Consider the following 23,428-nt stretch of genomic DNA (forward strand, 5'->3'; position numbering starts at 1 on the left):
GTGTCCTGGGCTTGCCGTTACCTGTGCAGTTCACGCGGCTCTCCTATGGATCCAGATGGCCCGCCTGGACGCTCTGAGATCGCGATGCGTGGTCAGGCCATTCAGCTTCAGTCGGATCCATCATCCGGCAAATCGTTGTTCGATATGAAGGTCGAGGCCCGTCGCCAGAGCGCTCGTTGGATAGGCATCTACCATCACGAGCATATCCGCAGTAGCTGCTGAGACTAAGACGTTGGCTAGAGGCGCGCTCCAATCGAAACCCAAACGAACGTTGGCAGCGTCCTCGAGGCGCGCTCCATGACGCTTCCGTAAGCGAGAGCGTACTTCCTCGAAGGTTGGTGCAATCATCGCAAAAAATATTTGGACGGTATGGGTGGCTTCAACTGAGCAGATGTCGCCGGTGAAAAGGCAAGCCGGCATCGTGTCCTCATTGGCTCCCAGGCTGCCATTTCGACTATCGTCACTGCCACTGAAGCCGAAGTCAGTAAAAAATGCATTCGCAGGAATGTCGTCTAACAATCGCGGATCTGCATCGTGGTCCAGTCCCAAGGAATGGAAGGCAATAGCGCGGCGGAAACCTTCAGGGCGCCGGCACGCTTCAAATGCAGACTGGCCGTCGAAAAGTTCTTTAGGCTCCATGAGCCAAGCAAAAGGATCACGGTAGCTTCGCTCTCGGACGAACCGGCTTGCCGTTTCGCTAGCGACATAGCAGAGTCGGGCGACAGCTCGATCGAACTGCTTTTTTCGCCCGCCTTTCTCGAGTTCGCGAAGCTGCTCCGAGTCTTGCTGAATCTCCCCGCGCTGAATGTTATCTGTCATACCACTCTCCCTTGTCTGCCCCGCCACCTATTTCGCAAACGTTACAATTCGGTATATCGCGATTCACCGATATAATCTGGATCCTATTGTGTGGAGCGTCCGGGGATGGCTATGGTGAGCGCTTGGGATCGTTCCGGGGGGGAAGGTCTCGCGGACTGGGATCGATGGAAAAAATCAACGCTTTGCAAGTGCTTTCGGCACTCTCGGTTGAGACGCGCTTTGACGCTGTTAAGCTGCTTTCGGTGGTAGGATCGGACGGGTTGCCAGCGGGCGAATTGGCCCGCCGTCTGGGCGTGAGACAAAATACGCTGAGCGATCATTTGGCCGTTCTCACTAGAAGTGGAATTCTATCGTCAGAACGTCAAAGTCGGTCCATCATCTATAGATTCAATCCGATGGTACTGCAAAGCTTGAACGCATTTCTTACGCGCGCACTGGCACAAAACTGATAAAATCCATTTGGTTTTTCATAGATACCAAATCACCCGGACTCCTTTCAGACCCAGTGATTTCACCGAATTTAAGAAAGTTGCAATCCGATGGGCGACAGGTGATCACGCCATTCAGCGCCGGTGACATTTCTCTTCAAATGGAATCTGGTGCCACCACGCCCGGTATTGAGAGGGGGGCTTTGCCGATGCGCTGTGTCTGAATGCAGAGCGCGCCGCCGTCACATGCTCAATGCAGGAATTGTTTGAGCCTCCTCGGGAACCCGGACGCACCGCGCTCAATGCCACGAATTTTCCAATCTGCCTGGCCCAGAATCTGGGCTGACCAGATTATCGTCTTAAGAGGGCGGGATCCTTCGGCAAGCAACGCCGGAAGGATGAAATTTTGTACGACTGGATTGTTATAGACGAGCTTACAGCGTCGCCACCGCAGAATTGGGATCGGATCTTGCTGCGATGGCGCATTCTCGCGCCTCATATTTGTCGAAACAATCTGACGAGGCGGGAAGTAGATCGCATTGCTGAAGCCGCGCAAATCTCTCGTCGTCAAGTTTATGCAGATCTGCGCAAATACCGGCACTATGTTTCTGGAGATCCGGTTAAGGGGCCTATGACGGGCGTTCATTACCATATTTGCCAAAGGCAAGAACAAATCATCGCCGAAGTGATCGAAAATATGCGTGGCGGTGCGAAGCTCCACGAAGTTATCAAGGAGATCGGCCGTATATGCGCGCGCCGCCAAGTGACTATACCTTCGGCAACTGCGATCGGAACGCGATTTGGCAAAGTTAGTGCCGCAGTAAACCTCAAAGGCAGGCTGATCACGAGGTGTGACGCGGTCCTTGATATCTGTGGGTTGCCAGTAGAGAGCCGTGATCATGACGGAAATGTGAGATCACTTCACCTGCTCACAATATTGGACACTCAAGATGGAGCCGTTCTGAATTATCGACTGTCGGTAGGTTTTCCTCCGCCGCGCGAAGTGCAAAATCTGATTGCTGCCTACGCAAAGGAAAGCCCGTCGTCGATCAGATTGCTCCTGACGAAGGCATTCGTCGACAGCGTGAAAATCCTCATCGCAGGCATCCCCGCTGGTGTGGTTCTAGATTATAGTCGGAATATCCGGGCGGGTAGGGCAATCAAGGCAGCGCTGGGCTCCCGTTTAGGCCGCGTCAAGTTGCGAATTGATCAGAAAACGTGGGCACATGGTTCTGTAATGCCGCCAGTTGACTTTAGCATGGCCGATGCCGTCATTCGCCGCCTTTTGAACCCGAAGACGGGCTCAAATAGCACCAATTCAATATCTGGCCCTTCATTGCATCAACTCACCCTAACAGATGTGGCCCAACTGACGGGCGAACGAATCGGGTTTCCACTGCATCCAGAACCGGGTTGAAGATGCTCTCGAGCTCGTCAGCCAATGCCGCTAGCTGGCCGGGCCTATCTTCTGATATATTCCCGGGGCTGGTGCCTCCACGATCTGCGTTATAGCTTTCAACAGCGCTGCCGATCAGACGGTGGGCCAGTTCTATATCGATCCCCGGCGATGCTGAGATTGGAGGATCTTGGTCCAGTCGGGATAGGCGTTTAAATCGAAACCTGCCAATTCGATCACCTACGAGTCGCATGATCGCTTCTCCATGCCGTCGCGGGCCACCTCCTACAAGTTTGATGATCGGCTTCGTTTCGCATGGAGATGAGCCCTCAAAGATCGAGTTGGCTAGTTCTTCGAGACCGGGCGGGATGACCCATAGGATTTCTTCGATGCCGGGTGCGATAAATTCGTCCGACAACCCAGCCATAGCTCGTTGGCTGAAATTGCTGAGGGCAAGCGTCAGACCCAAGCCAATGCCATCGCCCATCGTTAGTCCATATCCCAGGATCCGCCGCGACTGCCTGTCTATGATGAGGGTCAACACTGCGTAACGGTCTGAACCAAGCGCAGACACCGCAAGCTCGAGACAAATCTGATCTATAAGGATCTCAGCGCCGATCCGGGGTTGTGAGTGGGCAAAGGGCTGCTGCCTTCTGAGAATATGGACTCTACGCCTTATCGCCGATGCTCCAGGATAGTCGATGTTGTGGGTTGCGCACGCTGCGCGAACGAAGCCTTCCACCGTCGCCAACCGCGCATCGTGCTTGTGTCGCAAAAAGGACTGCAAAAGCTCTTCGACCTGAGGCTTCAGTCCATCTCTCGTGGGTGCCGCGCGCGCGACATTACGGTAGCCCGGCAGCAAGGCGCGAGAAGGCCCGAATTCCCGGACTTTTGCAATTAGGGCGTAGAATTGTCTTCCTGAAATTCCGATCTCATGTGCGATTGCCTCAGCATCCACTCGCATGCGGTCCGACTTGGATAAGAAGCGATCGATCGCCTCAAGTCGGGTCCGAACGATCTCTTGCTTTTCCCTGCTGTGCCCAGCCAACACCCCGAGTTCATCCTCGATGGTCCCAGACGGGGTCAGATAACGTGCAATTAGTGCTTCAAAACTCACCCAAGGACCGCCTCTCAGAAAATTTCACCGAAGGTGAGATGGAGTGCTGTACTAACTGATGCAGATTCATGTTGCAAGCGCTGCAGCACCGGGATATCCAGTGCAGCACTAACTGCTTCTCATAAAGCGGTTCTCATTTTTGCCAGGCCCGTCTGGTATTGCTGAGGTCCGGGTTCCGAGAAGCTGATGGGAGTGTAAAGCGTCGCTTTAACGAGCGCAGGGGGGTGTTCAATGAGCTTGATTACGTCGGTTAAGAATAATTCGTATCTATCGGTTCCTGATCCGCTAGCTTGTCTTCCCGCCCGGGCAGGTGAGTCCGGAGGACTATACCGTTACCATCCAAGTTGGACCGCATTTGGGGAACCGTACACGTCTTTGGCTGACCTGGCCTATCTGGGTAAGCCAACGTTGCGTTCGGTAAATTCGGCTAACTCGTACAAGATCACGCATCGCAGCAGCGGCAGCACCTTCGCGTATCTCAGTGTGAAAAACGGCCGAACGCAAACTGGGGAATCGCATTACGAATTGCAGTGGGCTCAGGAACTGGAAGTTGACCCTAATTATGTCGATTACCAGCTTCACGGCATGGAGGTGAACTGGAAACGCGGGGATCACACGGCCCGGTATACGCCTGACGCTGTAGCGCTTACGGTCGATGCGAAGGTCGAAGGTCATGAGGTCAAAGCGACCCGCAGCTATTTCCAGATGGGAACTTATTCCAAACTCATCGACAAAGTTGATCGAGACCTTGCCAGCTACGGTATCGCATTCAGGAAGGTGACTGGGGCGGACATCGAAGCAAATCGTCGGCGTCATCACAATATCACTACCGCCTTCCAGGAGCGATTTACCCACTTCAGCCTCCGACAGGAGGATGCAGTTCGAAATCTTCTGGAGCGCAACTCAGAGCAATCGTTCGCCCGCGTCTTGGAGGCGATCGATCGAGAGGCGCGTCGAGCTCGACCGATAGTCAGCGCGATGTTGTGCCGACGTAAGCTCGCTTACGATCTGAACCAGCAAATCACCAGCGAAACAGTCATTCGTTCGGTCGATCCAGTCGCGAGCTGCCCGCCAGACATTCGCGCTCTCTGAGACGCTGCGGGCCCAAAAGGCCAACTAAGCCCCAGTTATCGAAGCCCCGTCGGTGCATGATGCATCGGCGGCGGTACCTTCACGAGTATTAGCCATGCAATATCAATCGGAAACATTTCTACAACCCGTATCTGGGGCCGAGGCAGAGTTGTTGAACCAGGCGGCGGGCACTTGCTTTCGCGCCGGAAATAGAATGGTGCGCTTTGAGAAGGTGAATGAGGCTGGGACTGTCGAACTCCGCGACCTTAAGACTCTCAAGCTGCTACAGGTGTTTGACGATCAGGCAGGATCAAAAACCGAAATAACGCCTGAATGGCTTCGCGCCGCATATGCGCAGGGGCTGCTCCAGCCAGTTCATGAGCCCAAGAATGCATCCGAGCGCCAGAAGCGAAACCTACTTCTTGATCCCGAACTCGCCGATCAGAAAGACGCTAAGGCTCGGTGGAGGTACTCGCTGTGCTGGCGTATCATCGAAAGCGATGTCTTAAAAACTGACGAGGCATATTCGGAATGGCTCGCGAAGCACTATGGCGATTGCCCTCTCGATCAAAAATTCCCTTGCCCTTCGGCGAGTAGCGTACGGCGCTGGGTCCGCCGATTGGAGGGATGTAAGCGCGTTGGGGCGCTGGCCTCGTCTGCAGGGCGTCCACGCGGGCATTCTCAGCTGGCGCCGGAGATCGATGCTCTGACGACGGAGGCAGCGCTCCGATATTACGAGCCGGGGGCCAAAATCGTCGCGGTCCAGAGCTGGCTGCATAAAAAAATTGACGAGCTCAACGCCTGCCGTTTGAACACATCCGGCAAAGCCGCTACCTTCGCGTATCCTTCCAAAGAGACTTTGCGCAAACGTGTCCATCAATTTAGGTGTCATGAGACGGTAAAGGCGAAATCGGGCACTGTTGCCGCTGATATCATGTTTCGCGGCTCAGGGGAGCCGATGCGAACCACGCGTCCGCTCGAACTTTGTTTCATGGACGCCACGACGCTCGAACAGACCGTCGTAATGGGTGATGATTGGGCGCTTCCCTCCAATAAGGCAAAGATTACATTACTTATGTGTAGCTTTACTCATGCTATAGTGGGTGGATCCGTATATGTGGGTCCGAACAGGCATGAAACGTCAGTGAATGCTATACTAGATTGCATGCTGCCAAGCTTCGTTCCGGAAGCAATGTTGAACGATTTTCCGGAGCTTGCCAATATCTTCGGCAGACCTGCTGCGATACTGCCCGACAATGAACAGGCTCTCATCGGCCCGAGCATGATTCCAGCTCTCAATGAGGCTGGTATCACGGTCATGTTGCCGCCGCGGAATACGCCTACAGCCAAGGCCGTCCTGGAGCGTGCTTTTCGCTCGATTAAGGAAAAGCTGGAAACGGTGCCGGGCACCATTTTGGGCCCTGGGCGCCACCAGAACTCCGATGATGACGGCATAGCGTCTGCTACCCTCAATCTAAACCAGCTGCGTGTACTGGTGTCTCAAATTATTGCGGAGCATAATGTAAGTTCATCGAAAGGCTTGGGGGGACGATCTCCTCTTCAGGTCTGGATGAGTAGCGCCAACCGGTTCGCTACCCCGATGTTCGAAGACATCAATCACATTCGACGCGTGCTTGGGCGAACTACGACTGCTCTTTTGACACGAGACGGGATCGAACATGACGGCATTCGTTACCGTGATTCACAGAAGGTAACCGGATTGCTCGAGAGCCTGGGCCGATTGCCGAGAGCGAAGGAACGGAAGGATGGATCTCGTGTCATTCGAGTCAAAATCCGTCGCTATGACGGGAACCTCGACACCATTGATGTGTATGACGAGAATACGGGACAGTATGTTACTCTCCCGTCTACACAGCCAGAATATACTCACAATCTAACGGCGTGGGATCATCAATACTTACAGCGCGAAGCTAAGAATAGCGGAAAGGCGTTCAAGAGCCAGAACGACCGCTTGAATGCAAGGGCGCATACCCTGCAAATGATAGATCAATTGGCGCCCAAGCTGGCGTTTCAGCGGCGGCGCAACATGCAAGCCTTTTATGAATCGTCAAAGCTCCAGAATTTGACAGGTCGTGCCTTGATCCCGTTTCCTAGCGACGCAATCACTTCACCGCAGGGAACCTTTGAAAGCCAGCGAATGGATGATGGCCTTCCGCCAGAAGTCATAAAAGGGCCGATGCCGGGGATCCAAACGAAATATCGGGCTCCGGCCCGATCTGACGACTACGGCCGTGTCAACTCAGCTGTCCGAGCCGACGAGCTGGATTGGGGTAGTGTGCAGATCGAAGATATGACTGGAGACCCCGAAACCGGCTTGATGAGTGTGGACGACTATATCGATGAGGATGATGCCTTCCGTGATGGGGATGTATGATGTCTGACCGACCAGAGGCAGAGGGTGGCTACTCCGTCCGCCCAACCACGGGACATTTGTTGCCTCAATGGGATGATGCTGGCACTGCGCGCGAGAGCTTCGCCCAAAAGGCGTATGGCGAGATCTACGTGCCCTATCCACCCCAGACCGCTATCATGCAACGCATTGAAGCACTCAGAAGCTCATCGCTGGGCCGCCGAGGTCAACCGCTTCCCGGACTCCGCTTGTCGGAAGTCTCCCAAGCCGGAAAAAGCGCGACGCTACAGCGTTACATGTTTGACCTTCATGAGAAATCTCGGGCTGACGGCGACTACAACCCGAACAGAGTCATCTATGTCGGACTGAAGCGACGCATTACATGTAAAATGTTGTACCAACATATCCTAAAAACCTTAGGAGATCCCAATGCGGATCGAGGTAACCTCGAAATTTTGTCACAACGCATGGAAGAATTTCTTCCTCGATTGGGCGTCGAGCTGCTCATCGTGGATGAAGTCCAGCATCTGGCGAATAATCGTGCGGACAGCAGTCAGGTTACGGATGAACTGAAATCCTTTTTGGACGCGGGTCTTGTACCTGTTGTGTTTGCAGGCAACGATGAATCGCTCAGATTCTTTGAGGAAAATAATCAGCTCTCTGCTCGTCTAGGCATACCGCTCGAACTTTCGCCTGTAAGCGTAAAGAGCAAATCTCAGACCTCCGCCTTCAAAACATTCGTGGCGAAGCTTGACCGAGCGGTTCATGCTGCCTGTGGGATGCGTCAGTTGTCGAGATTTGACGATGCCGGCATTGTGAAGGGGCTATACCTTGCTTCTGGGGGCCACATCGGGCGTGTTTGCCGCATTGTTGGTGCAGCACTCAGCTTTGCATCTCGACGCGATGCTGACTGCATCGAGGTCCATGATCTCTCCCTCGCTGTTCGCGGGTTGGCGGTTCCATCTAAATGGACTCAGGATGACCCATTCGACAAAGGCCGCTGACATGGTGAGCAGCAGGTCAAAACCGATGTGGGCCAAAGAACTCGGATCAGCGGAACCCCTCGCGATTTCGCTCAAGCCGACCGCCGGGGAGAGCCTTATAGGGATGATCGCGCGGGCAACCCGTGAGAATGTTTTGTGGGCAACGAGGATCATTTTGGGCCGGTCTGGTTATTCTGCCGGCCCTGGTGCCGTTGGGATGAAGGGAATTGATCATGCGTCGCTGATCGCGCTGCAGCTTGGATGTTCGGTTGATGACGTGCGACTGCGGTGCCATCCCTACCTGCTTGAAGGTGCGCGGTCGGTGATTAAATGGGGCGGTTTTGGGCTCTATCGGGGCCAACTTATCGTTAAAACAAGGCGTGTTTCTCCTGCTTCTCTAGAAGCAGCCGATCACCATAGGGCGGATTGGATGAATGCTTTGCTGCCCTATTGCCCTGAGAGCTTAGAGCGACTCATTGATACATGTGTCTTCTGTGGGTCGCTCCAACGATGGCGCAACAGCTGGGGCATTGGATATTGCGATCAGTGGAGTTGCCGCAAAAGGCTTGAGCATCCCACGGGCGAAATTCTGAGCGGCTCAGACGCCCATCAATATCGCAGGTTTGCCGCGCTCGTGGCGGCTGATCCGAAAGTGAGGCGTGCCGCAATCGACCGCCTTCCTCCGGCGTTGAAGCATATCCCCTCAGCGGCGTTGGCGAATTTCATTCCCAGACTGGGAATGGTTTTTCGTTCGACGAGTGATTGTGCAAATATGAAGTTTCTCAATCAGATACCTCCGGCTGAGCTTGCTGCAGGCGCGGCTATGGGGATGGCTCTCATCGACGATTGGCCTCGAGGCCTTAGAACGTTCACCAGCGATGAGTTTGCAAAACGCGAGCGTAATGGCAATGCGGCGACGAAAGCGTTCCGTGATAACTTTCGCGAGCTAGGTCGCGCCTGGGTGCCTGAACAAGCGAAGGCCATTCGGGACGCCGTACCCGAAATTTATAGTTATAGAGGCGGGAAATGGATTGCGATGCGCGACCCCGTCATGTCCTCCAAGGCAGCGAGCGCGTTTTTGCGCATGTCCATCAGGGACCTGGTCAAACTGCGGGAAGCGGATCTGATTAAAAATCGGTCCACCGGACCAAAGAGCAGACTTCTCACCCTCTATGACCGCTCTGCCGTTGAGGAGCTCGCTCGAAAGCGAAATGCTTCAGCAATTGCCGCAAGTGTAGCTGAACGCCTCGGCGTTCCTTTCTATGCCGTAGAGCAGCTCGCTTGCCTTCGCTTTCTGGAGGAGGAGCGGGATCCGTGTATCAAGTTGCTGAATCCGACATTGCGGATAGTCACGCGAAGTGTGGATGAGCTTCTTCATAACCTTCGAGAGGTATCGGCTGGGGGAACCCCGCCCAGAGATGCAGTTCCCCTTCGAACTGCTTTGAAGGTGGTGGGAGGATGTTTCAAACCTTGGGGGCCAATCGTCGACGTTCTTCAACAAGGATTATTGCCGTTTTGGTTTGATGGTAAAAAACGATTTGCAGATTCTGTTCGAGTCATGTTGTCGGATTTCGTTAAGTTTAGACAAGTATCTTTCGATTATACCGAATATCCCGAATTTCTTTTCAAGGGTGGTCTCTCCCAACGTGACGTGATCGAAGTGTGGAACATTTCAGCTCCCAAGATGATGCATCTCATGAAAACGGACGTGCTGAAATGGAGACGTGTAGGTCTTGCGCTTGAAGCGGACAGCACTGCTGTTTTGGAAGTGGCTCGAAAAGTGATCTCATACGGCGAAATCGCGTTGAAAATGGGCGTTATGCCAACGTCGGCGAGAGCGCGAGTGAACCGAAAGAAAATTCCACGAGTGCTGTTTGGTGTTTCTCGAGAGAAATTCGATTTAGAATTTCCAGAATACCTGTAGTTTAGCGTGCGCGCGGGATTTTTCGAATAGACGGAGAAATGGACTGCGCTGATCGAGCCGACGCGCAACGAAGCTGACTATTATCGGGGCTAGCTGGGCCTACCAGCGGTAGAGGTGTGCGTGTGCGATCCCCATTTGCGCGCTTTGGGCAACCAGCTGACGCCGGATAAATGTTTGCAACTGATCTACGCAGAATGTTTCAATGCCGCTTGCAACGGGAGAGCCGTTCATAAAGATAATAAGTCTGCTCGCTGACCCCCATCCGGCGGCACGCCTCAGCGGTCCACGCCCGCTGCGCCAGCACAATCTCAACTTCACACACCTTGCCGATGATCTCTTCCAGCTTGTCCTTCTTGCTTGGCATTCAATATCCCCTCCGTGGTCCAGATTATCATAGTGTCTGGGCCACTCAGCGGGGCAGATTCAATAGTAATCCGTTCCCGTTTGGATCGCAGTCATGCCGCGCGACGGCCCTTCGTGAACGCGGCCGATTCTCCCGCAATATTTTGCGGTCTGCCCTGAAAAACATTCGTTTGCGACGCGAATGGAGACCGACCAACTAAGAGAACCCATCATAGTCAGTCTTGTGGATTTGCAACCCGGATAGGAGAGGATTACCCATGAAGGCTCGGCGATCGAACCAAGCACGCGCAAGTGTCCCTTTCCCTTGGAGCGGCGTGCTATGGACCTTCATTATCGCGGCCGCCTTTTTTGCGCTTCATTATCTGTTTCGTCATGGAGTCATGACGGAAGAGCAAATCATGCTGCTGACCTACGCCGCAGTTCCCATTGCCACCTTCCTCCTGTCTGGGCGAGGGCAGGGTCGGCTTCCAGGCTAGACGACTGCGACGCATACGCAGACATCTGCGCGAACTGAATGTTCGGGTTGGTATAGGTCGGCTTGCCGGCTAATCATCCGAACGGCCACAAATTCGCACTGTTGTATTCACCTCAAGAACTTTGCGTATCAGCTCCAAAAATTTGATTTATGGCGCGTCTAAGTTTGCCGCTAGGCACCGGCGAAATTGCAGGCGGCCAGAGGGCAGATCGACGCCGCCCCAGCCAGGCTGATCTCCGCAAGCCTTGACGAAGCGGAGGCGAATGCTCTGCGTGAGGCGGAGACTGCATTGACCTCCTATTCTGCAGGACTGGACCAGCAACGGGCGCTCGAGCGCGCGCGCCAAAACGCGGCGCTCGTCGCGAAGCGCACGGCACAACTACGGCTCGGGGGCAAGATTGCCGAACTTCCCGCACTGAAGCAGAGCGTGACCCGATCGCGGAAGAACAGGACGCTGGCAGAGGCGAGGGGGTGATGAATGATGATCAGATCACGCTCTTCCTGGCTTGGGAGGCGGATGGTCCCAGGCGCGTAGTGACAATGCGTCAGCGCTCGTCGACCTCGCGATCAAGGACGAGCGAAGTTGCACTTCCGTCTTGCAGGCGTATGCAGACCTCCCAGACAGCGTCGGCCGGATGATAATCGTTGATGGTGATCCGCTCGGAATAGGTGCAGTGGGCAAGGCTTGGATCGTGAATGTCGCCGACGCACTGTGCCCCAGCCGCCTTGAGTATGTCGAGCGCAGTCCAGAAGGAGGTGCCAGGCGGGATGGCCTGCGTGAGCGCTGCCTTGGCGCTGTCCGTGTCGCCGGTCCACTGGTAGCCTCTCTCGAGCTTCTCGAACGACAGCGGATCGCTTACCGCGAGCGCGGCGGATGACACGGACGTCGCGGCACACACTGCGGCGGTCATCATGAACATACCGAACCTCATATAGACAATGGGTCCTTTTCGGCCGCGCGCGCTCGCAAGGCGGCGATACAGATAGCGATGGCTTCAATGCGATGGATCCCGATCCATTCTCCCGACCGGCCATACACATGAACTGCTGCTTTGCCTGTCTCCAACCAGCAGCCAGGAGGTACAAGAGTGATGGCGGCCGATCGAGATGCCGAATAGCGGAGCGCCCGCACGTGCGTTCCGTCCTCCTGACGCCAAACGCCTTGGTCAATCGCCGCCAATTCACCAAGCCCCGGGAAGACAGCGAGCGCGATCTGGACGTCGAGGCTGCGATCCGCAGCACCAGCTTGCTGGCACACTTCGATGGCGGACTTCAACCTTCTCTGTGCGACATTCATATGAGGCCTTCAGGAAATGCGATCACTCGGCTCTCGATAAATGGGGCGCGTCATAATGGATTGGTTATCGGTCCACATATCGTTCTGAGCAGCCCGTCGCCGATCGCATATACCCATCCGTGAAGAGTCAATCTGGCCCCACGCTTCCAGGCTCCGCACACGATCGGATTTCTGGCAAGCGCTGAAACCTGGGCGATGATATTCCGCTCGCACAATTGGTGGGCATCGGCGGGGTCGTGATCGAGGGAGCGGACTGGCGCAAGCCATTCGCCGACCGCATCATGCGTTTCTGGCGCCATGGCAGCTTGTATCCCACCGCACCCATAATGACCGACCACAAGGACATGCTGCACCTGAAGAACATCGACGGCAAAAAGCAGGGCAGCTGCGAAGTTCGGATCATCGGCCACAGCGAGGTTCGCAATATTCCGGTGAACGAACATCTCTCCTGGATCAAGATCCACGATTTCCGTAGCTGGAACGCGGCTGTCCGAGCAACCGATCCAGAAATAACGGGGATGTTGCTGCCCAACAAGGCGGCTGAAGAAATTCGGGTCGTCCTTCGTCTTAGAGCTTGCCCATTCACGATTGCGCGCAAGCAGGCACGAGAGGTCGTCGCCTTCCTGCTTGATCTCGGAGGAAGGATCTTTCACGTCATGCCGCATCACTGCCCATTTCCACTCGGCTGGAGATCAACGATCCGCAAATAGGGCTTGAGCGTCTTGTACCCTTGCGGAAACTGGCGCGAGGCTTCTTCGTCAGACATTTTGGGGGAGATAACCACGGGTTCTCCCGGCTTCCAGTTGACCGGCGTCGCAATGCTGCGGGCATCGGTAAGCTGCAGGCTGTCGATCGCGCGAAGAATCTCGTAGAAATTGCGGCCAGTACTCGGAGGATAAGTCAGGATCAATCTCACCTTCTTAGCCGGATCGATCACGAAAACGGATCTTACGGTCACTGTAGGATCGCTTTGTGGGTGGACCATGCCATAAAGTGAGGACACCTTCTCGTCCGGATCGGCGATCATCGGGAAATCAAGGGAGGCGCCCTGAGTTTCCTCAATGTCCCGCTCCCATTTGTAATGGGCAAAGACCGGATCGACGGACAGGCCAATCGGCTTGACGTCGCGCTTTTCCCATTCCGAGCGAAGCTTGGCGACCTCCCCCAGTTCAGTGGTGCAGACGGGCGTGAAATTCTTCGGATGACTGAACAGCACGCCCCAACTCGCCCCGAGCCAATCGTGAAAATGAATTCGGCCTTGCGTCGTGTCCTGCTCGAAATCTGGGGCAGTCTGCCCGAGCTGAATCGTCATAGCGCCTCCTAGGTAGAAGCGAACAATGACGCAGAAAATACAGGAATGACAAACGAATGTTATTCCTGTTTAGAAGCAAAATATTTGATCTGTTGGACCCTGGATGCGATGCAATTGCGTGATTTCAGCGTGGTCGAAGCCGACGAGAAGCGCGTCGTCTATCAAGCCGGAGGGGCCAGCGATCCTTAACGTGGTCGTGCCTCGGCGCCAGCGCGACGACGACTGACGTTGGTTGTTCGGAGGAAACGAAACCGACTCCCCCACTGCGGATTGGTTGCCGAAGAAAGCGTTACCTTCGGAAAGTGGACCCATGATCGGATTGTCGATGACAATCCTGCCGCCAGTTAGAATTCTGAAACGTCGAAACTCGGTCGGTTATGAGACTTGCATGTCCGCTCTACCTGATCTGGAGGCTTCGCGAGGGTAGCAGATCTCGGCTCCTTTGGCGCGGTGCGCGAGCCCGTGCTCGGCTGCGCCCTTGACTAGTCGAAGAGGATCGACGCCGAAGTGGGGCAGCGGATCGAGCAAAAGGTTCGCATGATGCGCGCCACAGTCAGCAGCCGCCTTCGTCTGCGCCCACTGGAGGCGCAGGCTTGCAAGCTCAAGGCGCGTCATCAGAGCCGATGATCCCGCCTTCGCTTTCCAAGCGCGCAATCTGCCGCACGTCCTGGCGTGTGAACTTCAGCCTGACTCCGGCCCCCATGCCGTCCGCTTCTTCAATAATTACCACACCGAAGTGTTCCAGGCCGCGGTGCACCGCCTCGGCATCCGGATTCGACTGGATCCAAGCGCTGCCTCCTCGCTCGATCAGCTGCAGCACTTCGACAGATATCCCTGCCGCTGCCGCGAAGTCCGACTGGCTGACGCCTACCAGAGCACGGGCTGCCGCGAGCAAACGGCCGGTGAGTCGAATTCTGTCATTCATGATCGCGGCGCCTTTCTTTCAGGAATCAATCGGCCCGGTTGCTCATTCTATCGTAGCGGCCAGCACCGCGATAGGATGACTGAAAGTGCAGCGGACCACTAAGATCTTGGGAAGGGCAGGCGGGCGTATTCCAGAGAAGTGACCCAAGTTGAACGCCCCCGCCGCAGGTCGCGTGTTGCAATGACGCCACTGCGGTTCTGGCTTACGCTGACCGCGCCCAGGCCTCGAACCAATTGCCGTGTATCGCAGCGCGAGTGGCTGATCGCTCACGCGCTTCGCTGGCGAACGGGAAGATGTCTGCCAGCATATTGCCGAGCTTAGGGGCTAGTGTGCGCTGAAGTCTCCGCTTCGCGCGCAAATGCCGGGTCTTAACGGTTGCCGCATTGATGCCGAGCGTTTCGGCGACCTCGCCAACATCGAGCTCCTCAATCTGTCGTAAGACAAAGACCGTGCGGAACTGGGTTGGCAGCTGATCGATCGCGTCATCGATCATCTGCTTGATTTGGCGACGCGCTAGCGCGCACTCGGGAGAGCCCGGCATCGATCCGCGCATCAGGTGTTCGCTGTAGTCTTCCTGCTTGGAGGTTGGATTCTCTTCGAGCCATGCTCGCTGCCGGCGGACACCGCGGGAATGCGCATGCGCCGCGTTGGTGACGATGCGGGTCAGCCAGGTCGAGAGCGTCGATCTTCCCGCGAAGCCGCTGATTCCTGCAAATGCGTTGAGATAGGCGCTTTGCACCGCATCTTCGGCGTCTTCGCGATTTCGCAAAATCCGCCATGCGGTCCGAAGGAGGCGCTGATCATTATGTCTCATGACGAGGCGCAGCGCCTCAGGATCACGCCGCGCGACCCGTGCGGCCAACGTAAGGTCAGAGCGGTTTTGATGGCAAGGTTCGATTCCTGTAGTCATGCAAAGCCTCCGAGCGGCACGGTGGACCAAGCGGTTGTCAGTGCATGGGGAAGGAGTTGGCCCTTCCGACTTTGGAAAGCGCAAATACAACAAGAATGGAGGTAGCCGCTGGGGCGACATGTCGTCGAACGAATGATCCTATGATGAGGCTCAAGGGCAAAACAATCGATCACGACTGCCTCCATTAAAGCGCGCCTCCCATGGGGGATTGGCGCGCTTCCCGATCGGCCGCACCAGGCACAGAACCGGGCGCGCAACCTTCATTGAAGAGCAAATTGTCGCGTCAGATCGGGCGATCTGACGCGGCGGCGACTAGAGCTCTGGACCGTTCTGTCGCTTTACCGACGCCGCGACCCAGAGCACGGAGGCGTGCCGTGCTGCTGCCTGGATGTATTCCAAGGCGTCGAACAGTTTGGAAACTGGCCATCGCACTTTCAACATTGTTCCGATCGCTCGATTTTCAGCGAGGCGTCTACTCCGGTGAAGCCAAAAACCTTTCTTGCAGTTCCCATCATCTGCCTGCTATTCAAATCGAGCAAATGAATATTATTGCCAATTAAGATGAAAATGCTTGATATTATCGAACACGGCGGAACCCTGCGTGCGATCGTGTCGTGACCGGCGGCGCTCGCATCGATCCGGCTGCGGGGTAAATTGCTCGACGACGCTCAGCTGATCAATCCCGCGGATCTGGTCGAAGCTTATTTTACGGGTGTTCCGGAACCATCGCAAGCGTAGCAGCGCTTCCATTTCGGCACCTCCGGTCACCGTGGCTCCGCGTTGCGCAAGTCGTTCAATGAGTCGCATATCCTCGCCGTCGCCCAAGGGATCTGTCGCCATCGCGAGCGGTGCGGCGTCCACGGCCCGCTCTTCCTCGGCATCGCCCGCTCGGCGGAGCTAGCGTCCGTTACTGGACAGAAATCGTCGACCGGTACGGGATCAATGGTCATGTCGTCGAGACACCATCGACCCCACATTCCGCTTCATGACCGCCAATTGGGAGGGAAAGATCCGGATGGATTGCTCCTCACCACATGCCATGTCCCGCCTGATTGGCATGCGCGACCGCTTTGATCTGTGTTTGCTGGCGGTCAAATCAAAGCGCCAATGGGATACGATCCTGACCAGATCTATGAGGAGGTGACCCACGAGTTCGGCCAGTGCTGGCACGCGCGGATCGACGCGCCGGCGGCACAGCAATTGGATCTGTTGCGCGGCGTCACCGCCGACAAAGCACACTGTGGCGCCGGACATCTGCGCGCGATCCAGCGCGATGATCAGAAGATCGTCGAAGAACTGTTCGGCCAGGGCGGGAGCGCCAGCACTCGAACCAACTGCGAGGCGGGCTCAATCCGCGGCAATAGCGGGGTAGACGAGACCGCCCGCGCCAACCCGTGCAGCATCGCTCATGACCGCCGGTTCGATGCGTGAGGTCCCCAAGAGATGGAAGACGTCCTGCTTCATGTGAAGTAGATAGTCAGCCACGATCCGACGATGGCATCGCCACCAGACCGCCTCTGCACACATGATCGCGCAGCGGCGGCCGGCGGCAAGTTCGAGCAGGCGATCCAGCCCCGCGCGAAACTCGGCCGACAATGCGTAGTCGGCATAATTATGGAAGCTCTGGTTGATCCAAAAGCCGTTGACCTCGCACGGAATGGTCTTAGACTTCTTGCGCAGGCCGCCTAACTCCAGGATATGCTCGTACCCGATTTGGTAGGACGCCAGTGCAGCGGGCAGCGTATCGCGATTATATTCGGGATTGGCTCGGGAGCGGGAGATGCTGCGAATATCCACCACGAACTGCACTGTGCCGACCCCCAGCAGTTCGGTGAAGCCCGCTATCGATCTCGTCGAATGCCCGACGGTGTAGATGGGATTCGTTGCGGACATCGAATAATCAGCGGCCGGCAGTCACCGCGCCGGCGCGATGCTGCTCCAATTCTCCCAGTTCAGGCCAGGACTGCCGGATCACTCTGCGCAGTTCCGGAAGGACCTCCTCATCGAACCAGGGGTGTTTTCGCGCCCAGATTGTCACGCGCCACGACGGGTGCGGAAGGGGAAAGCATGTCGGCAGATAGGACGCGAAATCGCGGACCCGTTCGGTAACCGAGCCGGGGCCCAGAACGTGATTTTGCGCATGGCTTCCCACCAATAGGGTCAAGCATAGCCGGGGCATGGCTGCGAGCAGCCGGTCCCTCCACAGCCGCGCGCATTCCGGGCGCGGCGGTGCATCGCCATTTGCGGCACGCCCCGGGTAGCAAAGACCCATAGGAACGATGGCGATATTCGTCGCGTCATAGAACTGATCCTGGGAAACTCCCATCCATTCGCGCAATCGATCGCCCGACAGGTCAGAAAAGGGAACGCCGCTTGCGTGAACCCTGATACCGGGGGCCTGGCTTGCGACCAGGATGCGCGCGGTCGCGGACATCTGTAAGACCGGCCTCGGTCCGAGCGGCAGTACGTTGCCGCATGCGCGGCAGACCCGGACCTCTGCCAACAACTGGTCCAGATCGCTCATGCGTCTAGCGCCGTGAGAGACATGCCGTGAACATGGACTTTGTCCGCCGAATGTTTCCTGAGAATTCCGATGGCACGTTCTTCGGCGGCGGGCTCCCGCGTTCGCACCCATAACAACAGGCCGCCGCGTACAATCTGCTCCTGAAGGTAATGCGCATGATGATCTCCTAGCCGTTGGGCGAGCATAGACCCGACGAGCCCGCTGGCACCTCCCGCGAGTGCCGCACCCGTGATCATTGCAAGCAGCGTTCCCCCCGAAGCGACGATGGCGCCCACCGTCGCAAGCGCCCCCACATAAACGAGTGCTCCAATGATTCCCCCTTCCGCGTCGCCAATCGCTTCGGTCGATACAAAGGCGGCGCGGGGCACTTCCGGGTCGTCGGCGAGAACGTCTACTCGGGAAAAGCGATGGCCCAGCTTCTCCTCGACCGCGCGTTCGCTTGCTAGCAGGCTGAGATCGGACCGATGGAATCCCGAACTGAGGAGTTCGTGAACGGCGCCCTCCAGCCCTTGCGAACTATGAAAAATGCCGACCGCTTCTCGCGAAAAGTCGGCGGAGTGATCGATCGCCATGAAGTTCCTCCATAACCGTGGGTGTCGGCACAGTGGCCAGAAAGAGATTGGGCGTCATGTCTGCCGTTCTTTCAATCCTTCGACGACAGCAGGGTCCGAGCACCGACGACGTTCTCCTTTTTTTGCCGAACAGCCGATCTTTCAAATTCGAGCTCGGCTCGCAGACCGTCGAGATCGCGGTGGAGCAAAGCAACCGCCATCTTCGTGCCGCCGCGCCGATAAATGACCGAGCAGTTCCGCGCCTCGAGATCACCTTCCACCAGGATCTCATCCCAGTCTGCTCCATGTCCCACATAGGCGATCCCGAGATCATATTGCTCGGTCCAGAAGAATGGGATGGTCGCAAATCGTTCATGGCGGCCGAGGATGTTGCGAGCGGCGGTTTCGCCTTGGCGCTCGGCAACGACGAAATGCTCGACGCGGATCCGCTCGCCGGTGAAGGGATCGGGCCAGCGTGCAATGTCGCCTGCGGCGAACACATTGGGCGCGCTCGTTTCTAGGTATTCGTTCACCGACACGCCACGATCCATCGTAAGTCCAGCTTTCTCGGCGAGCGTCGTCTCGGCGCGCACGCCGACGCCTATGACGACCATGTCGGCCTCGATCGTTACCCCGTTCGCCAGCGTCACCTGGACACTATCTATCTCGGCAGCTGTCGTCCCCAGATGGAACGTGACGCCGTGGCCTTCGTGCAAGGTTTGGAGAAACCTTCCAATCTGGGGCCCTAGGACGGTTTCCATCAAAGTGGTCTCCCGCCCGATCACATGCACGTCGATCTCTCGGGCGCGGAGCGAGGAGGCGACCTCGAGACCAATAAAGCTTGCACCGATAACGACAGCGCGCTTCGCTGCCTTTGCAGTCTCGACGAGATTGCGGCTGTCGGTAAACGTGCGCAGGTAATGTACATGCGGGAGCGAGGCGCCGGGTATATCGAGGTGCACGGGCTGGGCCCCGGTAGCAAGAAGCAGGGCGTCATAGGAAAGGCGGCTGCTGTCTGCCAAAATGACCTGTTGTGCTACCAGATCGAGCGCGATCACCGGCGCGTTCAGGCGCACATCGATTTCATGCTCTTGGTAGAATTCAATCGAGCGGAGGGGGATCCAATCCTCTGGGGCCGTGCCGGCCAGATAGTTCTTGGAAAGATTTGGCCGGTCGCACGGCAGGGCATCGTCGGCACTCAGCAGTGTGATGCGACCAGCATAGCCTTCCCTGCGAAGCGTTTCTGCTGCGGCGTTGCCTGCCGCGCCGCCGCCGACAATGACAACCGTTGCCGGCACCGAATTGCGGTCGGCGAGTACAGGAGTAATCGGCTCATCCAGCTTTTCGCGAATATAAACGATCCCGCGCGCCTCCTCCACGCGCCACCGTGCCAGCGGATCTCGCGCTGGGGCGCGGATCACGTTGCCCGTGCGCAAGTCGAAACAGGCATGATGCCAGGGACATCTGATTGTCTCATTTACAAGGAGCCCTCCGGAAAGGGGGGCGCCATAATGTGTGCAAAACGCGCCGACTGCAAACAGCCGATCGGCACGTCGAACCAGCAGAATGGCTTCACCGCCCGCATGGCCTTGCAGCATCGCTCCTTCCGGCAGAGACGAGAGTGGAATGCCAAGGCTAAGGTCCGGCCCGGATAGTGCTGACGTTTCATTGGTCATGCGATGCTCCTCGCGTTGTTGGCGCGCTCGCCCGATTGCCCCAATCATGCAGCGGTTTTGATTGCACACCTTTCTACTATTGATAGCACCCGATTGGATTCCCGATTATTGCCGTTCAGTCGGATATCCGTGGCTAGTTATGATGAAACTGGCGAGTCCCAGTTAGTTTAGTCGCGCTTCGGCGGCTCTGCCTCGAGCCTTGCAACATTCCTCAGTTTTTACCCTCCCGCGCTTCATCCTCATCGCTGTTAGCTCACGGGCGGCTTGCTTGAGCTGGTCGAGTTGGGTTTTTCGCGAGGTATGTGATGACATCAGCTCGATCTTGTGGCGACCCAAGGCGAAATCCCATCAAGGTTCCCGGCACCATGAGCGTCGGTGCGGTTAGCCAACGATCGAGATTGGTCGGCGTCCAGACGATCCGCGACGCGCTCAGCGCCTTTGAATAGTGAAAGCCGGGAGCGCTTCCGGCCCGCCGCCCGACGACACCGCGATGCAGAGGCCCGACACGGTTGCTGTCAAGCGAGTGGCAGCCTCCACATTTGGTCTGATACACCTCGGCCCCACGAGCCGGGTCCCCACGGGACGACCCGGGACTTGCGAGCAGCGCACCGCCGAAGGTCATTGTTATCCCGACAGCGAGTGCGCGTCCTACCGTTCGGAGAGCGAAGGGACCCATGCGCCTTATCCGAAAATCGGTGCCTTTTGCGGTATCGGCTCGTTCAAGACATTCCCGAGTATCGCTGCGTGGAATGCCTCGTCGCCGGCGATCCGGGCAGATAGCAGATGGAACTCGGTCGCCGCGAGCGACGGTATGAGGCCCAGATAGGCATTTGTGGCGCCGCGCTCGAGCTGCAGCGCCAACTTGAGGACGTCAGTCTGGTTTTTCAAAGCGGCAGCGCCAAGCGCAGCAGCGTATTCAGCCGTGGGCTTGCTGACGGCGGCTTGGCCGCCCAGGCGCCGGATCGCCGCTGCCAGATCGTCGCGATGCATCTTGTGGTGGCTCTGAAAGGTGATGCCCACCTTGAGGACATCCGGTGAAAGCAGCCCGCTCTCCGCGGCAACCTGGTAGGCTGCTATGCCTTCATGTTCTAGGGCCAGGGCGGCATTGAGCAGCTGCACGTCCTGTCCGGGCCGGTCGGACTGCTTGGCCTCCGCTGGGATGCTGCCGCCCAACAAGGCGACCAGCCCGGCCGCGGATAGCGTGGTGATGCCACCGGTCAGGATTGAGCGGCGGCTGTTACTTGGCAACTCGGTCATCTTCCTGTCTCTCCATTGCGATCAGTTGGGGGTTCGTTCGGAACTGCTGCATCAAGCGCGCGGTGAGCGCCTGGCAATCTTCGCCGGCAAAAGGGAAGGTTCCCTGCAACGCGGTGCGGATTTCCGGGTCGAGCAATTTTTGGAGCCGCCGCCGTGCGCGTAGATGCCGGGTCTTCACCGTTGCCTGCGGAACCTCGAGCGCGGCTGCGGCCTCTTCGATGCTCAGGCCTTCGATATCCCTCAGGACAAAGACCAGGCGAAAATCGAGGGGGAGGGCGGCGATCGCCGATTCCAGTATCTGGCGCAGCTGCTGGTGTGCCAGAACGTATTCGGGTGATCCTCCGGCCGTGGAGCCGCGCATGAGCTTGTCCCTATACTCATCGAGGACCAGTACGGAGTTGCCGTCAAAACAAGCCTTTCGCCGCCGGGCTGCCCGCAACCGACCGAGCGCTTCGTTGATCACGATGCGGGTTAGCCATGTGGAAAGGGATGATCGTCCGCCGAACTCGGCCATCCCGGCGAAAGCGCGAACATAGGCGCTTTGCAGGGCATCTTCGGCCTCGCTGCGATTGGATAGAATGCTCAGCGCTGCCCTAAAGAGGCGCTGGTTGTTTCGCTGAACGACGATCGTAGCTGCGTAGACATCGCCGATGACGATCCGGGCAGCCAAGGCCACATCGGTTAACGTGTCCAGATCAACTTTCGGTCGACCCATGATTGCCGTCTCCATTTCGTGCATTTGATGACTTTAGTTGCGAAAGGTTCCCGTCGCGGTGGAGGATTATTGAAGCCCGCCGCAAAGTGCGGCTGGGGCGTCGCGACCTTGGTGAAATAACTGGTAGAACGGACCGGTTATCGCCGGTCGGCGGGCCATATTCCGGGGCGAGGCATGGTCGGCGCGATCGGATGGCGCAGGGCGGCATTTGGGGAATGAGAACTGATGGGACTTGGGCGACCAGTTGGCGAAGGATTGCCTCATATGATGAACAAAGTTGCTATCAAATGACAATAATATTCCCTCGACTTCTGTTCAACCGAGGCGCATCCTCCGCGTGATAGATTGGCTGCCCAATTGACGCTGGGCATCCAGGCCGGGGAGGGATCCTGGTATGCCGCTTGAATCTCCTGTGAGCCCTTCGCGCGAATGCGATCCTCCAGACCGTTCGTGCGCGCTTTCGATGGCGAACAATAGCGAGCTTAATCCTCAAGAGTTGAGCTCGCCTGCCATTCAGCGAATGTTCGCCTTGGGACAGATGAGCCGAAGCTTTGTGCACGATTTTAGGAACATCCTCGCCGTGATCTCAGCAGGACTGAACTTGGCAAAACGGCATGAGTCCGATGTCGCCTTGTCAAGCAGGTTTCTTGCGGGAGCCCAAGAGGGAGTGGACCGCGGGTTGAGGATGACGGCGCGGTTGCTTGATTTTGCGAGTGGGCACGACTGTGAGGTCCAAGCGGCAAACGTAAATGACGCCTTGCGGCAATTGCAAACGCTGCTGCGATATGCTGTGGGTCCCGATATACGCATTGTGCTGCAGTTCGATCAGGATGTTCCGAATTTTGATTTCGATCTTCCTCAATTCAATGCAGCGATTATGAATCTCGTTGTCAACGCTCGAGACGCGATGCCGGATGGAGGGAGCATTCACATCAGCACCGGTCTAGTCTTTCAGGCAGCCTCGCAAGGCCCAACATCGAGGTCTTATGTCCGAGTTCGCGTGAGAGATGACGGTATGGGCATGACTGCAGACGTCAGGCGCAGGATCTTGGACCCCTTCTTCACCACGAAGGCTGGAACCGGCACTGGATTAGGCCTCCCGCAGGTGGACAATTTCGTGAGACAGGCTGGCGGTTTCATGAGAATCGACACAGCACTCGGCGTAGGCAGCACTTTTGATCTGTTCTTTCCTTATGATGCAATCCCGCGGGAGGAGCGCAAGACCATCAGTCATTTGCTTTGAAAGATGGTAGAAAAGCGCGGCCGCAATCCCTCTTTCGCTGCATTGACCGACCTGCGTCAGCTCAGCGTGTC

25 protein-coding genes and 1 pseudogene are annotated in these 23,428 nt (G+C 56.9%); 9 read left to right on the forward strand and 17 right to left on the reverse strand.

The window, feature by feature from the left end; translation table 11 throughout:
- Window positions 1–120 precede the first annotated feature (120 nt).
- Window positions 121–819 (reverse strand): hypothetical protein, encoded by a 699-nt coding sequence (locus SIDU_RS01645; protein ID WP_007683724.1) that lies wholly within the window; start codon window positions 817–819, stop codon window positions 121–123.
- Window positions 820–983: 164 nt separating this feature from the next.
- Between SIDU_RS01645 and SIDU_RS01650 the strand changes: the two genes are divergently transcribed.
- Both SIDU_RS01650 and SIDU_RS19130 read left to right on the forward strand, forming a co-directional pair.
- On the forward strand, window positions 984–1,268 hold the full coding sequence (locus SIDU_RS01650; RefSeq protein WP_073507107.1) for an ArsR/SmtB family transcription factor: 285 nt from the start codon (window positions 984–986) through the stop codon (window positions 1,266–1,268).
- A 385-nt stretch (window positions 1,269–1,653) separates the two neighbouring features.
- Entirely contained in the window at window positions 1,654–2,664 is a 1,011-nt protein-coding gene (locus SIDU_RS19130; RefSeq protein ID WP_148663231.1) for a hypothetical protein, read from the forward strand.
- Here SIDU_RS19130 and SIDU_RS19135 read toward each other — a convergent pair.
- Window positions 2,594–3,760, reverse strand: coding sequence for a hypothetical protein (locus tag SIDU_RS19135; RefSeq protein ID WP_148663232.1), 1,167 nt, complete (start codon window positions 3,758–3,760; stop codon window positions 2,594–2,596). The genes SIDU_RS19130 and SIDU_RS19135 overlap by 71 nt on opposite strands.
- Window positions 3,761–4,135: 375 nt before the next feature.
- Between SIDU_RS19135 and SIDU_RS01660 the strand changes: the two genes are divergently transcribed.
- From SIDU_RS01660 to SIDU_RS19140, 4 genes are all read left to right on the forward strand, one after another.
- A complete protein-coding gene (locus tag SIDU_RS01660) occupies window positions 4,136–4,852 on the forward strand; it encodes a hypothetical protein (RefSeq protein WP_073507108.1) in 717 nt (238 codons plus the stop codon).
- Between the two features lie 94 nt (window positions 4,853–4,946).
- Window positions 4,947–7,226, forward strand: a complete 2,280-nt coding sequence (locus SIDU_RS01665) for an integrase (protein ID WP_039979665.1) — start codon at window positions 4,947–4,949, stop codon at window positions 7,224–7,226.
- Entirely contained in the window at window positions 7,223–8,206 is a 984-nt protein-coding gene (locus SIDU_RS01670; protein WP_073507109.1) for a TniB family NTP-binding protein, read from the forward strand. Before SIDU_RS01665 ends, SIDU_RS01670 begins: the two co-directional genes overlap by 4 nt.
- A complete protein-coding gene (locus SIDU_RS19140; protein ID WP_148663233.1) occupies window positions 8,181–10,109 on the forward strand; it encodes a hypothetical protein in 1,929 nt (642 codons plus the stop codon). The genes SIDU_RS01670 and SIDU_RS19140 overlap by 26 nt, the downstream gene beginning before the upstream one ends.
- Before the next feature lie 223 nt (window positions 10,110–10,332).
- On the opposite strand, the pseudogene SIDU_RS19145 reads toward SIDU_RS19140, so the two are convergent.
- Window positions 10,333–10,473, reverse strand: a pseudogene (locus tag SIDU_RS19145) (IS3 family transposase); the annotation flags it as partial.
- Between the two features lie 661 nt (window positions 10,474–11,134).
- Between SIDU_RS19145 and SIDU_RS01680 the strand changes: the two are divergent.
- On the forward strand, window positions 11,135–11,422 hold the full coding sequence (locus SIDU_RS01680) for a hypothetical protein (protein ID WP_007683737.1): 288 nt from the start codon (window positions 11,135–11,137) through the stop codon (window positions 11,420–11,422).
- Window positions 11,423–11,492: 70 nt separating this feature from the next.
- Here SIDU_RS01680 and SIDU_RS01685 read toward each other — a convergent pair whose 3' ends face one another.
- The 7 genes from SIDU_RS01685 to SIDU_RS19595 all read right to left on the reverse strand — a co-directional run bounded on the left by SIDU_RS01685 (window position 11,493) and on the right by SIDU_RS19595 (window position 16,252).
- The gene (locus tag SIDU_RS01685; RefSeq protein WP_233431858.1) at window positions 11,493–11,867 is read right to left on the reverse strand and encodes a hypothetical protein; all 375 of its coding nucleotides are present in this window, start codon (window positions 11,865–11,867) and stop codon (window positions 11,493–11,495) included.
- Between the two features lie 8 nt (window positions 11,868–11,875).
- Window positions 11,876–12,244, reverse strand: coding sequence for a hypothetical protein (locus SIDU_RS01690; protein WP_007683742.1), 369 nt, complete (start codon window positions 12,242–12,244; stop codon window positions 11,876–11,878).
- A 50-nt stretch (window positions 12,245–12,294) separates the two neighbouring features.
- Window positions 12,295–12,909, reverse strand: a complete 615-nt coding sequence (locus SIDU_RS01695; protein ID WP_007683744.1) for a carbonic anhydrase — start codon at window positions 12,907–12,909, stop codon at window positions 12,295–12,297.
- Window positions 12,909–13,556: a peroxiredoxin gene (locus SIDU_RS01700; RefSeq protein WP_007683746.1), complete on the reverse strand. Its 648-nt coding sequence runs from the start codon at window positions 13,554–13,556 to the stop codon at window positions 12,909–12,911. The genes SIDU_RS01695 and SIDU_RS01700 overlap by 1 nt, the downstream gene beginning before the upstream one ends.
- A gap of 601 nt (window positions 13,557–14,157) precedes the next feature.
- The gene (locus SIDU_RS01710) at window positions 14,158–14,481 is read right to left on the reverse strand and encodes a helix-turn-helix domain-containing protein (protein WP_007683749.1); all 324 of its coding nucleotides are present in this window, start codon (window positions 14,479–14,481) and stop codon (window positions 14,158–14,160) included.
- Between the two features lie 202 nt (window positions 14,482–14,683).
- The gene (locus tag SIDU_RS01715) at window positions 14,684–15,391 is read right to left on the reverse strand and encodes an RNA polymerase sigma factor (RefSeq protein ID WP_073507110.1); all 708 of its coding nucleotides are present in this window, start codon (window positions 15,389–15,391) and stop codon (window positions 14,684–14,686) included.
- 546 nt (window positions 15,392–15,937) lie between these two features.
- Complete coding sequence (locus SIDU_RS19595; protein ID WP_007683754.1) at window positions 15,938–16,252, reverse strand: hypothetical protein; 315 nt, start codon at window positions 16,250–16,252, stop codon at window positions 15,938–15,940.
- Window positions 16,253–16,498: 246 nt separating this feature from the next.
- Between SIDU_RS19595 and SIDU_RS19150 the strand changes: the two genes are divergently transcribed.
- Complete coding sequence (locus SIDU_RS19150; RefSeq protein WP_037507849.1) at window positions 16,499–16,822, forward strand: hypothetical protein; 324 nt, start codon at window positions 16,499–16,501, stop codon at window positions 16,820–16,822.
- On the opposite strand, the gene SIDU_RS01730 is transcribed toward SIDU_RS19150, so the two are convergent.
- The 7 genes from SIDU_RS01730 to SIDU_RS01760 all read right to left on the reverse strand — a co-directional run bounded on the left by SIDU_RS01730 (window position 16,739) and on the right by SIDU_RS01760 (window position 22,138).
- Entirely contained in the window at window positions 16,739–17,284 is a 546-nt protein-coding gene (locus SIDU_RS01730) for a DUF488 domain-containing protein (RefSeq protein ID WP_007683758.1), read from the reverse strand. The two genes, SIDU_RS19150 and SIDU_RS01730, sit on opposite strands and share 84 nt — an antisense overlap.
- 7 nt (window positions 17,285–17,291) lie before the next feature.
- Window positions 17,292–17,915, reverse strand: a complete 624-nt coding sequence (locus SIDU_RS01735) for a uracil-DNA glycosylase family protein (RefSeq protein ID WP_007683760.1) — start codon at window positions 17,913–17,915, stop codon at window positions 17,292–17,294.
- The gene (locus SIDU_RS01740) at window positions 17,912–18,487 is read right to left on the reverse strand and encodes a hypothetical protein (RefSeq protein WP_007683762.1); all 576 of its coding nucleotides are present in this window, start codon (window positions 18,485–18,487) and stop codon (window positions 17,912–17,914) included. The genes SIDU_RS01735 and SIDU_RS01740 overlap by 4 nt, the downstream gene beginning before the upstream one ends.
- Window positions 18,488–18,558: 71 nt before the next feature.
- Complete coding sequence (locus SIDU_RS01745) at window positions 18,559–20,142, reverse strand: FAD-dependent oxidoreductase (protein ID WP_050983533.1); 1,584 nt, start codon at window positions 20,140–20,142, stop codon at window positions 18,559–18,561.
- 253 nt (window positions 20,143–20,395) lie between these two features.
- Window positions 20,396–20,818: a c-type cytochrome gene (locus tag SIDU_RS01750; protein WP_007683764.1), complete on the reverse strand. Its 423-nt coding sequence runs from the start codon at window positions 20,816–20,818 to the stop codon at window positions 20,396–20,398.
- Window positions 20,819–20,823: 5 nt separating this feature from the next.
- Window positions 20,824–21,399, reverse strand: a complete 576-nt coding sequence (locus SIDU_RS01755) for a ferritin-like domain-containing protein (RefSeq protein WP_007683765.1) — start codon at window positions 21,397–21,399, stop codon at window positions 20,824–20,826.
- Complete coding sequence (locus tag SIDU_RS01760; protein WP_007683766.1) at window positions 21,380–22,138, reverse strand: RNA polymerase sigma factor; 759 nt, start codon at window positions 22,136–22,138, stop codon at window positions 21,380–21,382. Before SIDU_RS01760 ends, SIDU_RS01755 begins: the two co-directional genes overlap by 20 nt.
- A 370-nt stretch (window positions 22,139–22,508) precedes the next feature.
- On the opposite strand from SIDU_RS01760, the gene SIDU_RS01765 reads away from it, so the two are divergent.
- Window positions 22,509–23,357 (forward strand): two-component system sensor histidine kinase NtrB, encoded by an 849-nt coding sequence (locus SIDU_RS01765; protein WP_233431859.1) that lies wholly within the window; start codon window positions 22,509–22,511, stop codon window positions 23,355–23,357.
- The last annotated feature ends 71 nt before the right edge of the window (window positions 23,358–23,428 follow it).

This window comes from Sphingobium indicum B90A (assembly GCF_000264945.2).
GTDB classification, from domain to species: domain Bacteria; phylum Pseudomonadota; class Alphaproteobacteria; order Sphingomonadales; family Sphingomonadaceae; genus Sphingobium; species Sphingobium indicum.